The organism is Nocardioides luteus (assembly GCF_015752315.1).
In the GTDB taxonomy this organism is placed as follows: domain Bacteria; phylum Actinomycetota; class Actinomycetes; order Propionibacteriales; family Nocardioidaceae; genus Nocardioides.
This window is the reverse complement of record NZ_JADOVJ010000001.1, coordinates 4,218,661-4,238,518: the sequence shown is the minus strand read 5'-3', so window position 1 is coordinate 4,238,518 and position 19,858 is coordinate 4,218,661. Positions and strand designations below refer to the sequence as shown.

Sequence of the window (19,858 nt, the reverse complement as noted above, 5' to 3'; positions counted from 1 at the left end):
ATGAGCCAAACCTGTTCCCAGCGCCTGCTCGCGGACGGCTTCGGCCGGATCGCGGAGAACCTCCCCGCGATCGTCGACGGCCTCTCGGTCGACGACCTGCTGTGGCGGCCGTACGACGGGGCCAACTCGATCGCCTGGACCCTGTGGCACATCGGCCGGATGGAGGATGCCCAGATCGCACCGCTCGCCGGCACCGACGAGGTGTGGGCGAGGGACGGCTGGGTGGAGCGGTTCGGGCTGCCCTATCGGCCGCGTGCGATGGGCTACGGGCAGTCGGCCGCAGAGGTCGCGGCCTTCCGGCTGGAGGACCCGACGCTGCTGACCGGCTACTACGAGGCCGTCCACGCGGCGACCCTCGAGCTGGTCGACTCGCTGAGCGACGAGGATCTCGCGCGCGTCATCGACGAGCGCTGGGACCCGCCGGTCACCGCTGCAGTGCGGCTGGTCAGCGTCGTCGACGACGCCGCCCAGCACATCGGCCAGGCGGCGTACGTCAAGGGGCTGCTCGCTCTCCGCTGAGAGCGAGCCTCAGAGCACGGCGGCGATGGCCTCGTCGACCGTGGCGTCGCCGGAGACCAGCTCCCACTGCTTGCCGACGGTGGCGGCGTCGTCGATCACCGCGGCGATGACCGCGGCCACGTCGGCGCGCGGGATGGTGTCGCGGTCGAGCTTCGGGGCCAGCTTCACCCGCCCGGTCCCGGGCTCGTCGGTGAGGCCGCCGGGACGCAGGATGGTCCACTCCAGATCGCTGTCGCGCAGGGCGATGTCGGCGTCGCGCTTGGCCTCGACGTAGGCCTTCCAGACCTCGCCGGCATCGGCCGGGACCGGCTCGTCGACGTTGATCGCCGAGACCTGCACGAAGCGCTTGATGCCGGCTTCCTCCGCGCCGGCGATCGACTTCGTCGAGCCCTCCAGGTCGACGGTGCGCTTGCGCTCCTTGTTGCCGTCGGGGCCGCCCCCGGCGGCGAAGACCACCGCGTCGCAGCCCGCGAAGGCGGCGGCGAACCCGTCGGCGTCCTGGTTCTCGATGTCGAGCAGGCCGACCTCGGCGCCGAGCGCCTCGAGCTCGGCTCGGTAGCTCTCGCTGCGTACGAGCGCGAGCGGGGTGTGCCCCGCGGCGGCGAGGATCGGATGGAGGTGCAGGGCGACCTTGCCGTGGCCGCCGACGATGGCGATGCGCATGCTCTCACCCTAGGCATACGAGGCCACTGACAATTGTCACCATCGGGTCCGGACATTCACCTCTGCCGCCCGAGATCCCTCGGGCGCGAGTCTGGAGACACCACCCACGGTGGGTGGTGGAGACGGAGGACTCGCATGACAACGGTGACGAACGAGATCCCGCAGCGCACCCGAATCGGGTGGCCGCGGATCGTGGGGACGGCGGCCGCTGCGGCCGTCGCGGCGACGGTCGTCTGGGTGCTGTGGACCGCGGCCGGGGGAGTGGACCTCGAGGTGAAGTCGGGGTCGGGGGCGCAGCAGATCGGAATCGGCTCGGTCATCCTCAGCAGCTTGCTGATCGGGCTCGCCGGCGGCGCGCTGCTGCGGTGGTGGGAGGGCCGCTCCGAGCGCGGGACCAGGCGCTGGACGATGCTCGCCGTCGGGATCGCGTCGGTCTCGCTGATCACGCCGACCAGCGCGCTCACCGTGGCCGCCGGGCTGGGGCTCGTGAGCCTGCACGTCGTCGTGGCCGTTGTGGTCATCGCCGGCCTGCGGCGACGGTAAAGTGACGAGCGTGTCCGGCCTGAGGTGTCACCTCCAGCGCCACGGCGTGGTGCTGGTGTGGCTGCCGGTGCTGCTGCTCTTCCCATTGCTCAATCTCTCCGACGGGCTCTTGCCGGCGTTCGGCCAGGTCGCTCTGGTGCTGGCGATCGCGGCGGCCGCGGTCGCCCTCGTCGTCACCGAGCGCATCCCCGTCCTGCTGCCCTCGCTCGTCGCTCTGATCGCGCTCGCCGCGATGCAGGGCGAGGGCTGGCAGACCGTCTGGGGAGTGCTGGCCATCGTCTCCCCGGCGGTGCTGCGCGGCTGGCGTCTGCTGGTCGCCATCGCCGTGGCCACGGTCGGGGTCGCGGTCTCGATCGCGGTGATCGAGGGCATCGGCGACGCCTACCTGCTCAGCGTCGGCGGCACCCTGCTCAGCGGCATCACCACGACGTCCTTCCTGCGCCTCATCGAGGCCGTCGAGCAGCTCCGCCGCACCCGCGAGGAGCTGGCCCGCGCGGCCGTGGCCGAGGAGCGCGCCCGGATGTCCCGCGACCTCCACGACCTGCTCGGCCACACGCTGAGCGTGATGGTCGTCAAGGCCGAGGCCGTACGCCGCCTGGCGGCTCGTGATCCCGAGGCGGCCGCCGCGCACGCGGCGGACATCGAGGAGGTCGGCCGCGCAGCCCTGGCCGACGTCCGGGTCGCCGTCGACCAGATGAAGACGCTCTCCCTGGCCGAGGAGCTCGACGGCGCACGCCGTGCTCTCGACGCCGCCGGGATCCGTACGTCGGTGACCGCTGCCCCGAGCGAGGTGCCCGACATCGCCGGCCAGGCGCTCGCCTGGGTCGTGCGCGAGGGGGCCACCAACGTACTGCGCCACTCCGGGGCGGCCAGCTGCCGCTTCGAGCTCACCGAGGACGGTGGTGAGTTCCGGCTCGCCGTGGTCGACGACGGGGTGGGCGGACCGGCGGGCCCGAGCGGAGCGAGCGAGAGGTCCGGCGGGCTCGAGGGCCTGCGGCAGCGGCTCCGTGCCGTCGACGGTCGCCTCGACGTGCTTCCTGGGGCCGAAGGTTTTCGCCTCGAGGCGACGGTGCCGGCATCGTGATCCGCATCCTGCTGGCCGAGGACCAGGCGATGATGCGTGGCGCGCTCGCCGTGCTGCTCGGGCTCGAGGACGACCTCGAGGTGGTCGCCCAGGTCGGCGCCGGCACCGAGATCGTGCCGACCGCGCTCGAGGTGCGCCCCGACGTGGCGCTGCTCGACATCGAGCTGCCCGGCATCAGCGGTCTCGAGGCCGCACGCGAGCTGACTGCGCGGCTCCCGGAGTGCCGGGTGATGATCCTGACGACGTTCTCGCGACCCGGCTATGTGCGCGAGGCGATGGCCGCGGGCGCGGTCGGCTTCCTGGTCAAGGACGGACCGGTCGAGGAGCTGGCCGACGCGATCCGCCGGGTGCTGCGCGGCGAGACGGTTCTCGACCCGGATCTGGCCGCCGCCACGCTTCGCGCCGCCCCGAATCCGCTGACCTCGCGCGAGCGTGACGTGCTCGCGGCCTCCGAGGACGGGTCGAGCATCGCCGACATCGCCTCGCGCCTGTTCCTCTCCCCGAGCACCGTCCGCAACTACCTCTCCGCCGCGATCGGTAAGACCAGCACCCGCAACAAGACCGAGGCTGCTCTGACCGCCCGCCGCAACGGCTGGCTGAGCTGATCTCCTGTCGGGTGAACGAAAATTCATTCACCCGCGAGGGACGAATGAAAGTTCGTTCACTCGGCGATCGCGAATGAAAGTTCGTTCACCCAGCGACGGCGAACGAATTTTCCTTCACCCCGCGCGGCGACCTCGCCGGAGCGGCGCCAGCTAGCAACGAGCGAAGCCCGTGGGGTTCTGCGCCGGCCTGGTCAGGCGGGCGACAACGTTCCGAGCGCGTGCACGAGCGGCGCGAGCTCGGGGATCTCGGCGGCCTCGTCCAGAGCCGTACGCAGCACCTCGTCGTGCAACGGACGCGCCTTCTTCAGCAGCGCCCGTCCGGCGGGCGTGAGCTCGGTGTAGATCCCGCGCCGGTCGTCGGCGCACAGGATCCGGGTGAGGAGGTTGCGGTTCTCCAGGCGGGTGACCAGGCGGGTCGTGGCCGAGGAGGAGAGGGCTGCCGCGCGGGCCAGCTGCTGCATGCGCATGTGCCAGCCGTCCTGGCGGCTGAGCGCGTCGAGGACGGTGAACTCGACGACCGACAGCCCGTGCTCGCGCTGCAGCGCCTTCTCGAGCGCGGCCTCGATCAGTCCGTGCACGGCGGCCAGCGTGCGCCAGCCCTGAGCGCGGATCTCGACGGCGTCGTCAGCGATTCCCATGGGTCCTCCTTCGTGGACACTTCCAAGCATACCCGAGTTGCGCGGATAGTGCGCGCGTGCAACTATAAATATGAAGCGTGTGCAACTACTGCGCACGCGGACTATCGACAGACGCAACCCGTCCACGTTCAGGAGTCATCCATGCCCGTCGCACTGCTAGCCCTCGCGATCGGAGGGTTCGGCATCGGCCTCACCGAGTTCGTCATCATGGGCCTGCTGCCCGAGGTCTCCACCGACTTCGCGGTCAGCGAGACCACCGCCGGCTACCTCATCTCCGGCTATGCCCTCAGCGTCGCGATCGGCGCGATCGCCCTGACCCTCGCGCTCACCCGCGTGCCCCGGAAGTCCGCCCTGCTGGGCCTGATGGTGCTGTTCATCATCGGCAACCTGATCTCGGCGATCTCGCCCGACTACGCCACGATGATGGTCGGCCGGATCATCGCCGCCCTATGCCACGGCGCGTTCTTCGGCATCGGCGCCGTCGTCGCCGCGCAGCTGGTCGCCCCGGAGCGTAAGGCGAGTGCCATCGCCTTCATGTTCGGCGGCCTCACCCTCGCGAACGTCCTCGGTGTGCCGCTCGGCACCCTGCTCGGCCAGGCCGCCGGCTGGCGCTCGACCTTCTGGGCCATCACCGTGATCGGCGTCATCGCCTTCATCGGCATCGCGCTCCTGGTCCCGGCCCACACCGGCCGCAACGAGGAGGCCGCCCCGGCCGTACGCACCGAGCTGGCCGCCTTCGCCAGCCCGCAGGTCTGGTTCTCGATCGCCCTGACCGTGCTCGGCTACGGCGGCATGTTCGGCGGGTTCACCTACATCGCCTTCACCCTGACCGAGGTCAGCGGCTTCTCCGCCGGCGCCGTCCCGCTGCTGCTCGTCCTCTTCGGCGTCGGCCTGTTCTTCGGCAACATCGTGGGCGGCCGCGCCGCCGACCGTGACCTGGTCCGCACCCTCGGCGTCCTCCTGGCAGCGCTGACCGTCGTCCTCGCCGTCTTCGCCCTCGTCGCCACCAGCCAGGTGCTGACCGTCGTCGCGCTGGTTCTGATGGGCGCGGTCGGCTTCGGCACGGTGCCGGCCCTGCAGATGCGGGTGATGGGGTACGCCGACCGGGCACCCACCCTCGCCTCCGGCGCCAACATCGCCGCCTTCAACGTCGGCAACGCGCTCGGCGCGTGGATCGGCGGCCTCACCCTCGCCGCCGGACTCGGCTACACCTCGCCGCTGTGGGCGGGCGCCGGGGTCACCGCGCTCGGTCTCCTCGTGCTGCTGGTCGCCGTCCGTGCGCCCGGGGGCGAGCGGCGTACGTCCGTTCCCGTCCCTGCCTGAACCTCACCCACCTCGAAGAGAAGGAAGTCATGACCATCCCGACCATCACCCTCAACAACGGCGTCGAGATGCCGCAGCTCGGCTACGGCGTCTTCCAGGTGCCGAACGACGAGACCGAGGCGGCCGTGACCGCGGCGCTCGAGGCCGGCTACCGCAGCATCGACACCGCGGCCGTCTACGGCAACGAGGCCGGCGTCGGCCGCGCCCTCGCGAAGTCCGGCACCGCCCGCGAGGAGCTCTTCATCACCACGAAGCTCTGGAACGCCGACCACGAGCGGCCGGCCGAGGCGTACGAGAAGAGCCTCGAGCTCCTCGGCCTCGACCACGTCGACCTCTACCTGATCCACTGGCCCACCCCCGGCCGCGATCTGTACGCCGCCGCCTGGCAGGGACTCGAGGAGCTGTACGCCGCGGGCCAGACCCGCGCGATCGGCGTCTCCAACTTCCTGCCCGAGCACCTCGACCGGATCGTGACCCTCGGCGGCACGGTGCCGGCCGTCAACCAGATCGAGCTGCACCCGGCGCTGCAGCAGCGCGCGACGGCGGCCGCCGACGACCGACTCGGGATCGCGACCGAGGCGTGGAGCCCGCTCGCTCAGGGCGCCATGCTCGAGAATCCGGTCATCACCGCGATCGCCGGCCGCCTCGGCCGTACCACCGCCCAGGTGATCCTGCGCTGGCACCTCCAGCAGGGCCGGATCGTGATCCCCAAGTCGGTGACCCCGTCGCGGATCGCGCAGAACATCGACGTGTTCGGCTTCGATCTCACCGACGCCGACCTCGCCGCGATCGACGCCCTGGAGAGCGACGGCCGCACCGGCCCGGACCCGGCGACGTTCAACGCCGCCTGACCTCCTGGTCGGCCGGGGCAGGTGTTATCGATCGGTGATCGGCCCAGGGGTGGTGTCCGTCCTGGTTGGGGGCATGCTTGGCTCATGCGATTGACCGAGCACGAGCTCACCGTGGCCCTGACCGGGACGGCGAAGACCTTCCTGGCCTCCGGCCGGAGGTTCCGCAAGGGCGGTGCAGACATCGACAAGGTCTGGGACGAGACCGACCGGTTCCAGCGCTTCAAGCTCCTGGACAGCATCGGCACCCAGATCTTCCCGGTGCTCACCGACCTCCCCGACGTCGACGTCCCGGTCGGTGGTCGCCCGTCCTTCCCGGAGGAGCAGATCCGCGAGTCCGTCGAGCGCCACATCGGTGACGACGTCGGCCGGCTCCGCCGGGCGGTCACGGTCAAGGCCCGCGTCGCGCTGGTCCAGACCGCCCTCTCCAACCTGCCGCCCCGGGCTGAGGACGACCTGCGCCTGACCGACTGAGGAGGTCGGCGCCGGTCCTCGCAGCCGCCGGCAATTGAGGGCGACAGGCCACGCGCGCGAGGCTACGTTGAGGCGTCATGACGACCGTGCCGGCGGGGGAGGCGGAGGGCACCGCCCGGCCCGAGCGGCGTTCGGAGATGGATGCGCTGCGGGCGCTGGTGGTCGTGGGGCTGGTCTTCTTCCACTCCGCGCTGGTCTTCGACTCCGAGACCGACTTCTACGTCCACAACGACACCACGGCACCGCTCGCGATGGCGGCCGGCCCGGTGGTGGTCTGGGCGATGCCGCTGCTCTTCGTGATCGCCGGGTTCGGGGCGGCGCAGTCACTGCGCCGCCGCGGCGGGAGCGGGTTCGTCCTGGAGCGGCTGCGCCGCCTCGGCGTACCTCTGGTCTTCTCCGTCTTCGCCCTGCTGCCGTTCCCGCAGTGGCTGCGGTGGCGTGCTGACGGCCACCCCGAGTCGTACGTCGAATACCTCCCGATCTTCTTCGACGTCCACCTCTCGCTGGGGCGGCTGCCCTTCCTGGTTCGTGGTGAGCAGTTCGAGTCGGGGCACCTGTGGTTCGTGGTCCTGCTGCTCGCGTTCTCGTTGGTGGTGGCGGTGCCGGTGGCGCTGCTGCCGGACGGGTGGCGCGCGCGAACGCTCTCGGCGGTCGCGGAGGCGGTCGAGCGGCGGCCGTGGACGATCCTGCTCGCCGGGCTCCCGCTGGCGCTGGTGTGCGCGGTGTGGGGGCTGGAGGTCGACTACGGCGGCTGGCACCGGCTGGCGTACCTGCTCTTCTTCTCCTTCGGCCTGCTCATCGCCGCCGACGAGCGGCTCCGCGCTGCGATGCAGCGAAACGGCAGGACGGCACTCGTGGCGGCGGTGCTCCTCTTCTGCGGTGGCGCCCCGGGGTTCTTCCTCACCGAGGATCCGTTCGTCGAGTCGAGCCCGCTCGCGATGGCCGGCCGGGCGTTCTACGGAGCCGTCGGCTGGTGCGCGGTGGTGGCGATCCTCGGGCTGCTGGACCGCCCGCGGGCCTCACCGCGAGAGGACGGCTCCTCGCTGCGAGTCCGGTTGACCGGCTATCTCGGCCCCGCGGTCCTGCCGATCTACATCCTGCATCAACCGGTCGTGGTCGGCGTCGCGTACGTCGTCGTCCGCTGGCCCCTCCCGGCGCTCCTCCAGTACGTGGTCATCGTCGCCGTCTCGCTGCTGCTCACGGTCGGTATCTACGACGTCCTCGTCAGGCGTACGCCGGTGACCCGGTTCCTGTTCGGGATGCGGTGAGCTCAGCGCAGGCGCTGGGCGACGTTGTCGCTGAGGTGGTCGAGGGACTCCTTGAGGATGGAGAACTCCTCGGGCTGCAGCGCCATCACCTCGGCGATGGTGTCGGGCACGCCCTCGGCCCGGCTGCGCAGCTCGGTGCCGGCGTCGGTCAGGCGCAGCCGGACGCTGCGCTGGTCCTCGGGGCGCTTCTCGCGGGTGATCAGCCCGGCCGCCTCCAGGCGCCTGACCAGCGGCGTGACGGTGCCGTAGTCGAGGCCCAGCCGCTCGCCGAGCTCGCCCATGGTGACGGGGGAGCTCTCCCAGAGCACGAGCATGGCGACGTACTGGGGATAGGTCAGGCCAAGGGCGTCGAGGATCGGTCGGTAGGCCGCGGTCACGAGCCGCTGCGCGGTGTAGAGCGAGAAGCACAGCTGCTCGCTCAGCTCCAGGCTGTGGCGAGTCTCTGTCATAGGTCCACCCTACAACCCTTGCGCGCAAGCCTTTTGGGAAAGAAGCCTTGTGTGCAAGGTAAGTGCGGCGTAGATTCCTTGTACGCAAGGTAATCCGCCTCGAGGAGTGAACCGACATATCCAGCACCGCTTTGATCGACCGCGGCCCTGCCGATGGTCACGTGCCCTCGTCCCACGCCCGCCGACGCATCGCGTTCCTGCTCTTCGACGGCGTGAAGATGCTCGACTACGTCGGTCCCGCGGAGGTCTTCGTGGAGGCCAACCAGGCGGTGGACGCCTACGACATCGTGCTGCTCTCACCGGATGGGAACGACGTGGTGACCTCTCTCGGCAGCCGGGTCTCCGTGCACGGCGCCGTCCACGATGCGGGCGAGTTCGACACCGTGATCCTGCCGGGAAGCGAGCGGCCGCCCCACGAGTTCGTACGCAGCCCGCTCACCGAGGCGGCGGCCTCGCTGGCTTCGCGTGCGCGGCGGGTGGTCTCGATCTGCAGCGGTGCCTTCGTGCTCGCCGAGATCGGCATGCTCGACGGCCGGCGCGCGACGACGCACTGGAAGTTCGCGCCGGAGCTCCAGCGGCGCTATCCGAGCGTGCGCGTCGACCCCGACGCGATCTTCGTACGTGACGGCGACATCCTGACCTCGGCCGGGGTCGCGGCGGGCATCGATCTGGCGCTCGCCCTCGTGGAGGACGACCACGGCGCCGACGTCGCCCGGCAGGTCGCCCAGCTCCTCCTCGTCTACCTGCAGCGCTCCGGCGGCCAGTCGCAGTACTCCGTCCCGCTGCGGGCCCGGGCGCAACCGGCGTCGATCGTGCGCCGCGCGACCGATCTGGTCGACGCCGACCCCACCCGCGCCTGGACCGTGACCGACCTCGCCCGGCTCGTCTCGACCAGCCCGCGCCATCTGGCCCGGCGCTTCCGCGACGAGCTCGGCCAGACGCCCTCGGAGTACGTCACCGCGGTGCGCTTCGACCTCGCCCGGGTGTGCCTCGAAGGCGGTGCGAGCGTGACCGAGACGGCGGCGCGGTCGGGATACGGCAGCCCGGAGGCGCTGCGGCGTACGTTCGTCGCGCGGCTCGGCATCTCACCGTCGCAGTACCAGCGCCGGTTCTGGTCGGCGTTCCCCGCTGACCGCGGGCGGCGCAAGGGACGGGCCGAGTTCGAGCTCGCGGACTGAGGCGGCCCGCGGCGCTCAGCGATCCTCGAGCGTCTGGTTGCCGACGACCGTCGCCAGGGCCAGACGATCGGCGTCCTCGGTGCCCGGATCGGCGGTGTAGACCATGATCCGCAGGTCCTCGACGGCGACGGTGAGCGTGTCGCAGTCGAGCGCGATCGGGCCGACGGTGGGATGGTCGATGACCTTGTGCCGGGCCGGTTCATGGTGCCGGGAAGGGTCGGCGCTCTCCCACAGGTCCACGAAGCGTGGGCTGGCGGCGCGCAGGTCGTCGAGGAGCCGTCGCAGCCGCTGGTCACCGGGATAGCGAGCGGCGGTGAGCCTCAGGTCGGCGACCAGCCCCGCCTGCAGCGCCTCGGTCTCCGCCGGGGAGGTGACCGCCCGGCTGCCCGGGCCGACGAAGTTGCGCCACACCGCGTTGCGCTCGCGGCCCTGCCAGGTCGTGGTCGCGCCCATGAGCGCGTCGTAGGCCTCGTTGGCGATCACCAGGTTCCACGCCGCGTCGTAGACCACGACCGGGGTGTGCGCCAGGCGGTCGAGGAGCCGCTGCACGCTCGGCGAGACCCGCGTGGAGATCGCCTCCCGGCCGGGAGCGGCGTGGCCGGCCAGACGGAACAGCAGGTCACGGTCGGCGTCCGGAAGCCGGAGCGCCCGGGCCAGCGCCTCGACGACCTGCGCCGACGGCGAGGTCGCCCGGCCCTGCTCGAGCCGGGTCAGGTAGTCGACCGAGATGCCGGCCAGGCCGGCGACCTCCTCGCGCCGCAGCCCGGCGGCTCGTCGCCGGCCACCCGCAGGCAGGCCGACCGCGGCGGGATCCACGCGGTCACGCCAGCGCCGCAGCACCCGGCCGAACTCCGATGACTCCACCCCACCAGTCTCCGACATGTCCGGGCCGATGTCCTGGCCCTGCCAGTCCTACGAAAACCGGACCGCTTCTTGGGGCCGCGTCACCGACGCAGCCTGGAGGCATGACCACCACACTGATCACCGGGGCCAACAAGGGCCTCGGCAAGGAGACCGCCCGACGCCTTCTCGCCGCCGGGCACACCGTCTACATCGGCGCCCGGGACGAGGCCCGTGGCCGAGCCGCGGCGGCCGAGCTCGGCGCCCGGTTCGTGCGCATCGACGTCACCGACGACGCCTCCGTCACCGCCGCGGCCGAGCAGATCGCCGCCGACGGTGGCCTCGACGTACTCGTCAACAACGCCGGCGTCGAGCCGCGGCTGGCCGGCAACGCCATCCCCACCGCCGCGGACGAGAGCATCGAGGACGTACGCGCCACCTTCGAGACCAACCTGTTCGGCGGGCTCCGGGTGACCCAGGCCTTCGTCCCGCTGCTGCTGAAGTCGGCGGCACCCGTCATCGTCAACGTCTCCAGCGGCCTGGCCTCGCTCGGCATGCTCAGCGACCCCGACGGTTTCACCTACTTCTACCGGGGGCTGAGCTACCCGGCCTCCAAGGCCGCCGTCAACGCCGCCACCATCCAGCTCGCCAAGGCCTACCCGAGCATCCGGATCAACGCGGTCGAACCCGGTTTCACCGACACCGACCTCAACGGCCACACCGGCACCCAGACCGTCGAGGAGGGTGCCGAGATCATCGTCCGGATGGCACAGCTCGGCCCGGACGGCCCGACCGGGACGTACGTCTCGGGCCAGGGTCCATTGCCCTACTGACCGTCCTGCTGGCCGTCGACGAGCGGCAGTACGTCGGCGATGGACGCGACCACGCGCGTCGGCCGGAACGGGAAGGTCTCGACCTGCTCGGGCTTGGTCGACCCGGTCTCGACGAGGATCGTGCGCATCCCTGCCTCGAGGCCGCTGATGATGTCGGTGTCCATCCGGTCGCCGATCATCACCGTGGTCTCGGAGTGGGCCTCGAGCTGGTTGAGGGCGCTGCGCATCATCAGCGGGTTGGGCTTGCCGATGTAGTAGGGCGCCCGGTTGGTCGCGGCACTGATCAGCGCGGCCACCGAGCCGGTCGCGGGGAGGGTGCCCTGCGGGCTCGGCCCGCTCGGGTCCGGGTTGGTCGCGATGAACCGGGCGCCGCCCTCGATCAGCCGGATCGCCCGGGTGATCGACTCGAACGAGTAGGTGCGGGTCTCGCCCAGCACGACGTAGTCGGGATCGTTCTCGGTCATCACGTAGCCGACCGCGTGCAGCGCGGTCGTCAGCCCGGCCTCACCCACGACGTACGCCGAGCCGTCCGGCCGCTGGTCAGCGAGGAACTGCGCGGTGGCCATCGCCGAGGTCCAGATCGACTTCTCGGGCACGTCCAGGCCGGAGCGGAGCAGCCGGACCCGGAGGTCTCTCGGGGTGTAGATCGAGTTGTTGGTCAGCACCATGAACGGCACCGACGCCTCGGTGAGCTTCTTCAGGAACTCGGCGGCTCCCGGGATCGGCTCCTCCTCACGCACCAGGACACCGTCCATGTCGGTCAGCCAGGTCTTGATGGGGCGCTCGTCGATCACGGGGACATCCTTGCCGATCGCGGCCCAACCGCCAATCCGTTGTCGCCGACTCGTGCGGCAAGCATCTTCAGCAGGGGCGGTGATCTGCGCCACCGCTACTTTCCCCACCGGTCAATAGTGCTTTCGGCCACCCCGGGAATGGTCTTCGGCCGGATGTTCCCGTCCGTCGATCAGCGAAGACTGACACCGACCCAGCTCCATCCTCGGGAGGAAGAAATGAAACGTATCTCGGTACCGCTCACCGCCGCCGTCGTCTTGTTGGCGGCCACACTGGCCCCGGTGGTCTCGCTGGCCGGTCCGGCCGAGGCAGATGCCGTGCCACCGGACCGCATCACGTGGAACACGTGCCCTGCCGAGATCTCTCCGGTGCCGATCCCGGAGGAGATGCAGTGCGGGACCCTGAAGGTCCCGCTGGATTACAGCGACCCCGACGGCAAGACGATCGACATCGCGGTCTCGCGGCTGGCGAGCTCGAAGCCCGGCAAGCGGCGCGGCATCCTGGTGACCAATCCCGGCGGCCCGTCCGCGGGTGAGGGCTACCCCGCGATGCTCGTCGCGATGGGTCTTCCGCAGAGCGTCCGGGACAGCTACGACGTGGTCGGCTTCGACCCGCGCGGGATCGGCCGCAGCACGCCGGTGACGTGCGACCTCACCGCGGACCAGCTGGGGACCGGGAGCATCCCGCCGTACCCGCTCGACGCCGCCGACGTGACCGCGCACGCCGACGTGAGCAAGCAGATCGCCGAGCAGTGCGCGACGTCCACGACATCCTGGATGCTGCCGCACGTCAGCCCGGCCAACACCGCACGCGACATGGACCGGATCAGGGCAGCGCTGGACGAGCCGAAGCTTTCGTACGCCGGTGCCTCCTGGGGAACCCACCTGGGCGCCGTCTACACCACCCTGTTCCCGCAGCGCAGCGACCGGATCGTCCTCGACAGCAACCTGGGCCCGGGTGGCTGGGACTATGCGGGCAACCGGCTGTGGTCCCAGGGGGTCGAGGACACGTTCCCGGCCTTCGCGAAGTTCGCCGCGGCGAACCACCGTGAGTACGGCCTGGGCAAGACACCGGCGCAGGTACGAGCGAAGTACTTCGAGCTCGCCGAGCGGTTGGAGAAGAAGCCGATCCCGACGCCGGACGGCCCCTTCGACCACGTCGCGTTCCGGCTGGTGAACTTCGGTCTGCTATACGGCCCGACCCAGCTGCCGCTGCTGGCGGGCATCTGGCAGGCGGTCGACGCGAACCAGCCGCCGCCACCGCTGCCCGGGGGCGACACCGCGACCGACGTCGACAACCTCATCTCCGGCCGCTACTACATGATCTGCAATGACGCGCGCTGGCCGTCGTCGGTGACGACCTACCAGCGCAACGTCGCTGTCGACAGAGTCAGGTATCCGCTGTTCGGTGCCGCGGGAGCCAACGCCACACCGTGCGCCTACTGGCCTGATCCCGTCGAACCGCCGGTCCGGATCTCCGATCGGGGTCCGGCCAACGTACTGATGGTGCAGAACCTCCGCGACCCGGCGACGCCGCTCTCCGGTGCGCGGGAGATGCGGGCGGCACTGGGCAAGCGGGCCACCATGGTGACCGCCGACCAGAGCGGCCACGGCGTCTACCCGGCAGGCAGGAACCGCTGTGCGAACCACGCGGTGACGACCTACCTGACCACCGGCGAGCGGCCGTCGCGCGACTACCACTGCTCGGCCGACCACTAGATTGGCCGGATGGAGATGATCGACAGCGAGCCGGTGCTGGAGCGGCCGACCGTGGCCGAGGTCGAGGCCTGGTTCGAGGCCGCCGACCCCGACACCCGGGCGGTGTGGTTGCGGCTGACCCGGAAGGGCGTCGAGCCCGCCTCGCTCTCCTCTGACGAGCTCGTCGACGTCGGGCTGTGCTTCGGCTGGATCTCGGCCGTACGCCGCCGAGGCGATGAGGAGACCTACCTGCAGCGCTACACCCGCCGGCGTCCGGGTTCGAAGTGGTCCCGGCTGAACATCTCCAAGGTCGAGCGCCTCACCGCCGAGGGTCGGATGCGGCCAGCGGGGATCGCCGAGGTCCGGGCGGCGCAGGCCGACGGGCGTTGGGACAACCCCTGGACCTGACGAGGCTCGGCCGTTGTGGTCGAGGTGCGGTCGAAGGTGTCCGGATTCGTGGGGTATCGGGCAGATACGGCGGGGCCGAAAGGGGTTCCCGAGGCGGATGATGGATACCGCGTCGGGTCCGCGACAGCTCCGGCGATGGGGGCGGCAGACCGGCGCAGAACCTCGAGGACTTCCACCATGCCTACCTTCACCACCTCTGACGGCACCGACATCTACTACACCGACTGGGGCACCGGGAAGCCGGTCGTGCTGAGCCACGGCTGGCCGCTGAGCTCGGACGCCTGGGCGGCCGTGGCCAAGCTGCTCGCCGACGCCGGCTACCGCGTCATCTCCCACGACCGCCGGGGTCACGGCCGTTCGACCAACACCGACCTCGGGCACGACATGGATACCTACGCCCGCGACCTGGCCGAGCTCATCGAGCACCTCGACCTCACCGAGCTCGTCGTGATCGGCCACTCGACCGGCGGCGGCGAGGTCGTCCGCTACGCCGCCCAGCATGGCAAGGGTCGCGTCCGCAAGGTCGTCACCGCCGGCGCGGTGCCGCCGATCATGGTCCAGTCGGAGACCAACCCCGAGGGCACGCCGATCGAGGTCTTCGACGGCATCCGTGCCGGTGTGCTGGCCGACCGTTCGCAGTTCTACAAGGACCTGGCGGTGTCGTTCTACGGCTTCAACCGCGAGGGTGCCAAGGTCTCGCAGGGCCTCATCGACGACTTCCAGCGTCAGGGGATGCTGGCCGGTCTCGTCGCTGCGTACAACTGCGTCAAGGTCTTCTCCGAGACCGACTTCACCGAGGACCTGAAGGCGCTCGACGTGCCGATCCTGATCGCGCACGGTGGCGACGACCAGATCGTGCCGATCGCTGCCGCCGCCGACAAGGCGATCAAGCTCGTGTCCGACGGCACCCTGAAGGTCTACGAGGGTGCTCCGCACGGCGTCGCCGGCGACTACCAGGACGCCCTCGTCGCCGACATCCTCGAGTTCATCGCCGACTGAGGCTCGGGAATAGCCCGGCGGCGGCCGCGCGCTGCGTCAGGTGTGAACCAGGACCGTACGGCATGGGAGATGACGTTCGCCTACCAGGAGGAGCTGTCCGCCGGCTCCGCCGGTGAGGACGTACGCTCCGCCACCTGGTTGCTCGTCGACGACGGCACCGTGGTGCTGACCGCCGCCGGGCAGTCGCACCTCCTGCGCGCGGGCGACGCCGCGCTGGTCGGGGGACAGGTCAGCCACCGGGTGGCGACCCACGACGGGGCGGCCCTGATCCGGGGCGACCTGCGGGCGGTCGCGGCGGGCTACCCGCTCGCCAACCCGCTGGTCGTGCGCGACTTCGTCGGCAGGCACGGTGGGGTGGCCGAGCTGCTCCGCCGGTGCCCGCTGGCGGGGCCGTGCCGGCCGTCGGCGCTGTTCGCGTCGGGCTACGCATCGCTGCTCGGCGCCGCGATGACGGCCTCCTGGCTCGAGGACACCGGGCGCGGGACCGATGGTCCCGCGCCCGCCCTGGACCCGTCGGTCGCGGAGGTGCTGTCCGCGCTGACCGAGGATCCGGGGCGGGCCTGGTCGGTCGAGGCGATGGCGGAGTCGGTGCATCTGTCCAGGTCGGCGCTGGGGGAGCGCTTCCGTCGCAGCCTGGGGCAGAGCCCGAGCGAGGCGCTGCGCGACGTCCGGATGCGTGCGGCCCGCCACCTGCTGGCCGGCGGTGACCGTCCGGTCGAGCAGGTGGCGTACGCCGTGGGCTACGGATCGGGCGCGGCGTTCAGCCGCGCCTTCACCGCCACCCACGGCATCGGTCCGCAGGCGTGGCGCGAGGACGCCTCAGGAGCGCGGCACGCGGAGCGCGCCGAAGCCTGCCGCGGCGACGGCCGCCCCGATCGCTCCGATGAGGAGCACCCGGCCGACGCCGTACTGGTCGAGCACCGCGCCTCCTAGCGCCGCACCGAGGGTGATCGCCACCTGGAAGGCGGTGACCTGGAGCGCCAGCGCCGACTCGGTGCGCTCCGGCTCGACGCGGGTGACCCACAGCTGGGTGCCGACCGGCACCATGTTGAACCCGAATCCCCACACCAGCATCGCCAGCGCCATCACCGGCGTGCTCTCGGCGAGGACGGTCAGCAGCAGCCCGCCGGCGAGAAGGAGCGGCGCGACGGTCACGACCGCACGCAGGCGGTGGGAGAACCGGCCGGCCGCCAGGTTGCCGAAGAGCCCACCGAGGCCCCACAGCGCCAGCATCCACATGCCCGCACCCGGGGAGGTCTCGGCGATGGCGATCCGGATGAACGGGTACGCCAGGAAGTTCCCGAGCACCACCACGACCAGCACCACCACGCCGGCCACCAGGAGCGGGTTGCGGAGGGCCTGACGCATCATGGTCAGCCCCGCCGCCGGATGGGCCGGCACCGGCGGCAGCGCCCGCGCCAGCGCGGCGGCGGAGGCCAGGCTCAGCGCCGTGGCCGCCGCGAACCCCCAGCGCCAGCCTGGCCCGTCGGCGAGCAGCGAGCCCAGCGGCAGGCCGAGGATCGTGGCGACCGTGACGCCCAGCGCGATCGAGGTCGAGATCACGTGGTCACGGCCGGGCGAGGCGTACGTCCCGACGGCGAAGGCGAAGGACCAGTAGCCGGCGATCGCCGCCCCGAGCACCAGCCTGCCGAGGAGCAGGACGACGAAGCCCGGGGCCACCGCGACCGCCAGGTTGGCGACCGCGGCGGCGACGAGCAGGCCGACCAGCAACGTACGCCGGTCCAGCCGGGGGAAGACCATGGCGATGGTCGGCGCGGTGGCCGCCCCGGCGATCGCGGTCGCGGCCACCGCCAGCCCGGCGGTCCCCTCGCTGATCCCGAGGTCGCGCGCCATCGTGGGCAGCACACCGGCGGGCAGGAACTCGCTCGAGACCAGGATCGCGATCCCGGCGGCGAGCGCGACCACCGGCGCGGCGCGCCCGGAGGTCGTGGTCGGTGGGGTGGTCGGGGTGGCGGTCGAAGCCGGCGAAGTCGATGTCACCCTTCGATCGTCGCCGCGATCCGACCGCCCGCCTTGATCATCCGTCGCCCGTGCTTGACCGGATGGCCGGTGGCGAGAGGACGTGTCCCTGTTGCCCACAAGGGGCCAACCGAGCAGGATCAGGCAAGAGATCACCAGGAACGGTCTAGGGCATCGGGTCGCCAGGCACCAGGCTCGAAGGCATGAACATCTCTCTCATCACCGGTGGTAGCTCAGGCATCGGCCAGAGCACGGCGCTCCAGCTCTCACGTCAGGGGACCGGCGTGATCGTGACCTACCGCAACAACCCCGACGGCGCCGAGGCGACCGTCGAGCAGATCACGAGGTCGGGTGGGACCGCGGCGGCCTTGCCGCTCGATGTCGGGAGCGTCGAGACCTTCGACGGTTTCGTGGAGGACGTACGACGCTGTCTGAAAGACGTCTGGCAGACCGACCGTCTCACCAGCCTCGTCAACAACGCCGGACTCTCGCGGGCCCTGCCCTTCGATCAGATGGACGTCGGGACGTTCGACGAGCTCTCCGACGCGCTGCTCAAGGGGCCCTACTTCCTCACGCAGCGGTTGCTGCCCCTCCTGGCTGACGGCGGCGCGATCGTGAACACCTCCAGCAACGCCGCCGGGCTGACCGGTCTCACCCCCGGATACTCGGCGTACGGCGCGCTGAAGGGCGCCGTCGTGGTGTGGACCCGTTACCTGGCCAAGGAGCTCAGCCCGCGGGGGATCAGGGTCAACTCGGTCGCGCCGGGACCCACACGGACCCGGCTGGGCGACGACGGGTTCGCCAAGCACCCGGAGGTCATCGCCCCGCTCGCGGCCCAGACGGCCCTGGGCCGGATCGGCGAGGGCGAGGACATCGCCGGGGTGATCGCGTTCCTCCTGTCCGACGGCGCTCGCTGGGTCACGGGCCAGGACATCGAGGCCTCCGGCGGGTTCAACCTCTAGAGAGCTGTGGACGAACGTCAGCTGACGACGCCGAGCGCGACCAGCAGGACGAGAGTGAAGGTGACGGCGGCGAAGATCCCGTGGCCGTAGATCACCGGGCGCGGGATCTCGTGCTCGGCGACGTCGTATGGCACGCGCACGGGCTCGCCGACGACCTCGTCGGTCTCCTCGGCGAGGACGACGTGCTCGGGCTTCATGGTGCGTACGAACAGGAAGGCGCCGAGGCAGATGCCGGCGGCGAGCATGCCGACGGCGACCCAGGCCCAGGCGCGCTCCTCGGTGATGAGGAAGCCCAGCCAGGCGGCGAAGGCGCCTCCCGTCAGGGTGGGGTGGGAGAGCAGGGCCGGAGCCGGCAGCCGGGAGTTGCGGATGGCTGCCGGCGGGGCGCCGAAGCGGCTCGCGGTGCCGAACATGAAGGCCCCGGCGGCCATCGTGAAGAGCCAGACGAGCACCACGCCGTTCGTCACCATCAGCGAGCACCTCGCCAGGCGACCAGCCAGCCGGCCTCCAGGGCGGCGTCGATCAGATAGGTCCAGCGGATCCGTCCCATGGGGACGAACACGAGGTCGATCGCGAGCAGGGTGAGCGCGGTGCCCTGGCCGATCCGGCGTGCCGCGACCGGCTCGCCGGCCCGGGCGGCGGCGATCTGGGCCGCGCCGTTGACGCAGAGCAGACCGGCGACCGTGTACTCCAGCCAGCGGTCACGTTTGGGGCCGAACACCCACTCGAAGCTGCGCAGGCTCACCAGCGGCCACAGACCTCCGACGATGTTGAACACGCCCTGGGCGACCGCGGGCCCGGTCGGCGCATCGGAGGTGGATGACGGCTGCATGCTCGGTCGGTACCCGCGGACGCCGCCAGGTATGTCACCCGGCCTGCACTCCTGCGATCCCGATGGCGCGGGCGATGATGGCGTCGGCCAGAGGATCGGGAAGGCGGCCGACCATGGGCAGCATCCCGGCGCCGCGCCCGGCGGTGTAGAGGGTCCGCGGCCGAGCGGTCGTCACCGCGGTGACCAGGACCTTGGCGATCGAGTCCGGGTCGGCCAGGGTCATCTTCGCCGCGGCCTCGTCCGCGGCGTCGATCGACGGGGCATACATCCGCTGGAGCTGCGGGTCGGCGCGCTCGAGCGACTCCTCGGCCGCCGCGCGCGCCCGGGCGAAGATCGGGGTGTCCGTCGCCGTCGGCTCGACGATGACGACCTTGATGCCCCACGGTGCCAGCTCGCCGCGCAGCGCGACGGAGAGCGACTCGAGCGCGGCCTTGCTCGCCGAGATCGGTGCCATCAACGGCACGGCCCGGCGTGCGGTCGGGGCGGACACGTTGACGATCCGGCCGGGGCCGGGACGCAGCAGCGGCAGGAACGCCCGGATGACGGTCGCGGGACCGAGCACGTTGACCCGCAGCTGCCGTTCCAGCTCGGCGCCCTCGACCAGCTCCAGCGGTCCTTGCACGATGATGCCGGCGTTGTTGACGACGGCATCGAGCGAGTCGGCGCCGAGCTGCGCTGCGACCGCCTTCGCTGCCGCGGCCACCGAGGCCTCGTCGGTGACGTCCACCTGCACCGGAACCACGCCGGCGAGGTCGTCGAAGGCGCGGGCGAGGCTGTGGTCACGTACGCCGGCGAAGACCCGGTGGCCCTGGCCGGCGAGCATCCGCACCGTCGGCACACCGATGCCGCCGGTCGCTCCGGTGATGAACACGTTGCTCATGTCTTTCCTCGTTCCTCGGGATCTGTCAGGCGATACGACGATC

Annotated in this window: 24 protein-coding genes; 15 read left to right on the top strand and 9 right to left on the bottom strand. The window is 71.2% G+C overall.

Annotated elements, in window-relative coordinates; all coding sequences use genetic code 11:
- On the top strand, positions 1-519 hold the full coding sequence (locus HD557_RS20395; protein ID WP_196875230.1) for a mycothiol transferase: 519 nt from the start codon (positions 1-3) through the stop codon (positions 517-519).
- A gap of 9 nt (positions 520-528) precedes the next feature.
- Here the strand turns inward: HD557_RS20395 and HD557_RS20390 are convergent, their stop codons facing one another.
- Positions 529-1,182: an NAD(P)H-binding protein gene (locus tag HD557_RS20390; protein WP_196875229.1), complete on the bottom strand. Its 654-nt coding sequence runs from the start codon at positions 1,180-1,182 to the stop codon at positions 529-531.
- A gap of 135 nt (positions 1,183-1,317) precedes the next feature.
- On the opposite strand from HD557_RS20390, the gene HD557_RS20385 reads away from it, so the two are divergent.
- From HD557_RS20385 to HD557_RS20375, 3 genes are read left to right on the top strand one after another with little or no spacing between them, the layout of a single operon-like run.
- Entirely contained in the window at positions 1,318-1,725 is a 408-nt protein-coding gene (locus HD557_RS20385; RefSeq protein ID WP_196875228.1) for a DUF6069 family protein, read from the top strand.
- Between the two features lie 10 nt (positions 1,726-1,735).
- A complete protein-coding gene (locus HD557_RS20380) occupies positions 1,736-2,809 on the top strand; it encodes a sensor histidine kinase (RefSeq protein ID WP_196875227.1) in 1,074 nt (357 codons plus the stop codon).
- Positions 2,806-3,414 carry a response regulator transcription factor gene (locus tag HD557_RS20375; RefSeq protein WP_196875226.1) on the top strand — a complete coding sequence of 203 codons (609 nt, stop codon included), beginning with the start codon at positions 2,806-2,808 and terminating at the stop codon, positions 3,412-3,414. The genes HD557_RS20380 and HD557_RS20375 overlap by 4 nt, the downstream gene beginning before the upstream one ends.
- Before the next feature lie 191 nt (positions 3,415-3,605).
- Here HD557_RS20375 and HD557_RS20370 read toward each other — a convergent pair whose 3' ends face one another.
- Complete coding sequence (locus HD557_RS20370) at positions 3,606-4,052, bottom strand: MarR family winged helix-turn-helix transcriptional regulator (protein ID WP_008359194.1); 447 nt, start codon at positions 4,050-4,052, stop codon at positions 3,606-3,608.
- A 141-nt stretch (positions 4,053-4,193) separates the two neighbouring features.
- On the opposite strand from HD557_RS20370, the gene HD557_RS20365 reads away from it, so the two are divergent.
- From HD557_RS20365 to HD557_RS20350, 4 genes are all read left to right on the top strand, one after another.
- Positions 4,194-5,375, top strand: a complete 1,182-nt coding sequence (locus HD557_RS20365) for an MFS transporter (RefSeq protein ID WP_196875225.1) — start codon at positions 4,194-4,196, stop codon at positions 5,373-5,375.
- A 29-nt stretch (positions 5,376-5,404) separates the two neighbouring features.
- On the top strand, positions 5,405-6,226 hold the full coding sequence (locus HD557_RS20360) for an aldo/keto reductase (protein ID WP_196875224.1): 822 nt from the start codon (positions 5,405-5,407) through the stop codon (positions 6,224-6,226).
- Between the two features lie 84 nt (positions 6,227-6,310).
- Positions 6,311-6,697 carry a hypothetical protein gene (locus HD557_RS20355; protein WP_040755306.1) on the top strand — a complete coding sequence of 129 codons (387 nt, stop codon included), beginning with the start codon at positions 6,311-6,313 and terminating at the stop codon, positions 6,695-6,697.
- A gap of 77 nt (positions 6,698-6,774) precedes the next feature.
- A complete protein-coding gene (locus tag HD557_RS20350) occupies positions 6,775-7,965 on the top strand; it encodes an acyltransferase family protein (protein ID WP_196875223.1) in 1,191 nt (396 codons plus the stop codon).
- 2 nt (positions 7,966-7,967) lie between these two features.
- On the opposite strand, the gene HD557_RS20345 is transcribed toward HD557_RS20350, so the two are convergent.
- Positions 7,968-8,414, bottom strand: coding sequence for a MarR family winged helix-turn-helix transcriptional regulator (locus tag HD557_RS20345; RefSeq protein ID WP_008359185.1), 447 nt, complete (start codon positions 8,412-8,414; stop codon positions 7,968-7,970).
- A 161-nt stretch (positions 8,415-8,575) separates the two neighbouring features.
- Between HD557_RS20345 and HD557_RS20340 the strand changes: the two genes are divergently transcribed.
- A complete protein-coding gene (locus tag HD557_RS20340) occupies positions 8,576-9,592 on the top strand; it encodes a GlxA family transcriptional regulator (RefSeq protein WP_008359183.1) in 1,017 nt (338 codons plus the stop codon).
- A 15-nt stretch (positions 9,593-9,607) separates the two neighbouring features.
- Here HD557_RS20340 and HD557_RS20335 read toward each other — a convergent pair whose 3' ends face one another.
- Positions 9,608-10,456, bottom strand: a complete 849-nt coding sequence (locus tag HD557_RS20335) for a helix-turn-helix transcriptional regulator (RefSeq protein WP_196875222.1) — start codon at positions 10,454-10,456, stop codon at positions 9,608-9,610.
- Between the two features lie 101 nt (positions 10,457-10,557).
- Between HD557_RS20335 and HD557_RS20330 the strand changes: the two genes are divergently transcribed.
- Positions 10,558-11,265, top strand: a complete 708-nt coding sequence (locus HD557_RS20330) for an SDR family NAD(P)-dependent oxidoreductase (protein WP_196875221.1) — start codon at positions 10,558-10,560, stop codon at positions 11,263-11,265.
- Here HD557_RS20330 and HD557_RS20325 read toward each other — a convergent pair.
- The gene (locus HD557_RS20325) at positions 11,259-12,059 is read right to left on the bottom strand and encodes an HAD-IIA family hydrolase (RefSeq protein ID WP_196875220.1); all 801 of its coding nucleotides are present in this window, start codon (positions 12,057-12,059) and stop codon (positions 11,259-11,261) included. The two genes, HD557_RS20330 and HD557_RS20325, sit on opposite strands and share 7 nt — an antisense overlap.
- 216 nt (positions 12,060-12,275) lie before the next feature.
- Here HD557_RS20325 and HD557_RS20320 point away from each other — a divergent pair, with 216 nt between their 5' ends.
- From HD557_RS20320 to HD557_RS20305, 4 genes are all read left to right on the top strand, one after another.
- Entirely contained in the window at positions 12,276-13,775 is a 1,500-nt protein-coding gene (locus tag HD557_RS20320; RefSeq protein ID WP_196875219.1) for an alpha/beta hydrolase, read from the top strand.
- Positions 13,776-13,784: 9 nt separating this feature from the next.
- On the top strand, positions 13,785-14,162 hold the full coding sequence (locus tag HD557_RS20315; RefSeq protein ID WP_196875218.1) for a YdeI/OmpD-associated family protein: 378 nt from the start codon (positions 13,785-13,787) through the stop codon (positions 14,160-14,162).
- A gap of 177 nt (positions 14,163-14,339) precedes the next feature.
- On the top strand, positions 14,340-15,161 hold the full coding sequence (locus HD557_RS20310) for an alpha/beta fold hydrolase (protein ID WP_196875217.1): 822 nt from the start codon (positions 14,340-14,342) through the stop codon (positions 15,159-15,161).
- A gap of 69 nt (positions 15,162-15,230) precedes the next feature.
- Positions 15,231-16,094: a helix-turn-helix domain-containing protein gene (locus HD557_RS20305; RefSeq protein ID WP_196875216.1), complete on the top strand. Its 864-nt coding sequence runs from the start codon at positions 15,231-15,233 to the stop codon at positions 16,092-16,094.
- Here HD557_RS20305 and HD557_RS20300 read toward each other — a convergent pair.
- Positions 15,981-17,162, bottom strand: a complete 1,182-nt coding sequence (locus tag HD557_RS20300) for an MFS transporter (protein WP_196875215.1) — start codon at positions 17,160-17,162, stop codon at positions 15,981-15,983. The genes HD557_RS20305 and HD557_RS20300 overlap by 114 nt on opposite strands.
- Before the next feature lie 182 nt (positions 17,163-17,344).
- Between HD557_RS20300 and HD557_RS20295 the strand changes: the two genes are divergently transcribed.
- Positions 17,345-18,103, top strand: a complete 759-nt coding sequence (locus tag HD557_RS20295; protein ID WP_196875214.1) for an SDR family NAD(P)-dependent oxidoreductase — start codon at positions 17,345-17,347, stop codon at positions 18,101-18,103.
- A gap of 17 nt (positions 18,104-18,120) precedes the next feature.
- Here HD557_RS20295 and HD557_RS20290 read toward each other — a convergent pair whose 3' ends face one another.
- The 3 genes from HD557_RS20290 to HD557_RS20280 are packed head-to-tail and all read right to left on the bottom strand — an operon-like array spanning position 18,121 to position 19,815.
- Positions 18,121-18,573 (bottom strand): hypothetical protein, encoded by a 453-nt coding sequence (locus HD557_RS20290; RefSeq protein WP_008359164.1) that lies wholly within the window; start codon positions 18,571-18,573, stop codon positions 18,121-18,123.
- Positions 18,573-18,935, bottom strand: a complete 363-nt coding sequence (locus tag HD557_RS20285) for a hypothetical protein (protein ID WP_196875213.1) — start codon at positions 18,933-18,935, stop codon at positions 18,573-18,575. Before HD557_RS20285 ends, HD557_RS20290 begins: the two co-directional genes overlap by 1 nt.
- Before the next feature lie 34 nt (positions 18,936-18,969).
- Positions 18,970-19,815 (bottom strand): SDR family NAD(P)-dependent oxidoreductase, encoded by an 846-nt coding sequence (locus tag HD557_RS20280; RefSeq protein ID WP_196875212.1) that lies wholly within the window; start codon positions 19,813-19,815, stop codon positions 18,970-18,972.
- Positions 19,816-19,858: the final 43 nt, after the last annotated feature.

Coding starts and splice junctions, on each gene's coding strand:
- HD557_RS20360 (WP_196875224.1), top strand. CDS start 5,405: ATGACCATCCCGACCATCACCCTCAACAACGGCGTCGAGATGCCGCAG.
- HD557_RS20355 (WP_040755306.1), top strand. CDS start 6,311: ATGCGATTGACCGAGCACGAGCTCACCGTGGCCCTGACCGGGACGGCG.
- HD557_RS20280 (WP_196875212.1), bottom strand. CDS start 19,815: ATGAGCAACGTGTTCATCACCGGAGCGACCGGCGGCATCGGTGTGCCG.
- HD557_RS20290 (WP_008359164.1), bottom strand. CDS start 18,573: ATGGTGACGAACGGCGTGGTGCTCGTCTGGCTCTTCACGATGGCCGCC.
- HD557_RS20310 (WP_196875217.1), top strand. CDS start 14,340: ATGCCTACCTTCACCACCTCTGACGGCACCGACATCTACTACACCGAC.
- HD557_RS20345 (WP_008359185.1), bottom strand. CDS start 8,414: ATGACAGAGACTCGCCACAGCCTGGAGCTGAGCGAGCAGCTGTGCTTC.
- HD557_RS20350 (WP_196875223.1), top strand. CDS start 6,775: ATGACGACCGTGCCGGCGGGGGAGGCGGAGGGCACCGCCCGGCCCGAG.
- HD557_RS20365 (WP_196875225.1), top strand. CDS start 4,194: ATGCCCGTCGCACTGCTAGCCCTCGCGATCGGAGGGTTCGGCATCGGC.
- HD557_RS20390 (WP_196875229.1), bottom strand. CDS start 1,182: ATGCGCATCGCCATCGTCGGCGGCCACGGCAAGGTCGCCCTGCACCTC.
- HD557_RS20295 (WP_196875214.1), top strand. CDS start 17,345: ATGAACATCTCTCTCATCACCGGTGGTAGCTCAGGCATCGGCCAGAGC.
- HD557_RS20285 (WP_196875213.1), bottom strand. CDS start 18,935: ATGCAGCCGTCATCCACCTCCGATGCGCCGACCGGGCCCGCGGTCGCC.
- HD557_RS20370 (WP_008359194.1), bottom strand. CDS start 4,052: ATGGGAATCGCTGACGACGCCGTCGAGATCCGCGCTCAGGGCTGGCGC.
- HD557_RS20330 (WP_196875221.1), top strand. CDS start 10,558: ATGACCACCACACTGATCACCGGGGCCAACAAGGGCCTCGGCAAGGAG.
- HD557_RS20395 (WP_196875230.1), top strand. CDS start 1: ATGAGCCAAACCTGTTCCCAGCGCCTGCTCGCGGACGGCTTCGGCCGG.
- HD557_RS20315 (WP_196875218.1), top strand. CDS start 13,785: ATGGAGATGATCGACAGCGAGCCGGTGCTGGAGCGGCCGACCGTGGCC.
- HD557_RS20385 (WP_196875228.1), top strand. CDS start 1,318: ATGACAACGGTGACGAACGAGATCCCGCAGCGCACCCGAATCGGGTGG.
- HD557_RS20305 (WP_196875216.1), top strand. CDS start 15,231: ATGACGTTCGCCTACCAGGAGGAGCTGTCCGCCGGCTCCGCCGGTGAG.
- HD557_RS20320 (WP_196875219.1), top strand. CDS start 12,276: ATGAAACGTATCTCGGTACCGCTCACCGCCGCCGTCGTCTTGTTGGCG.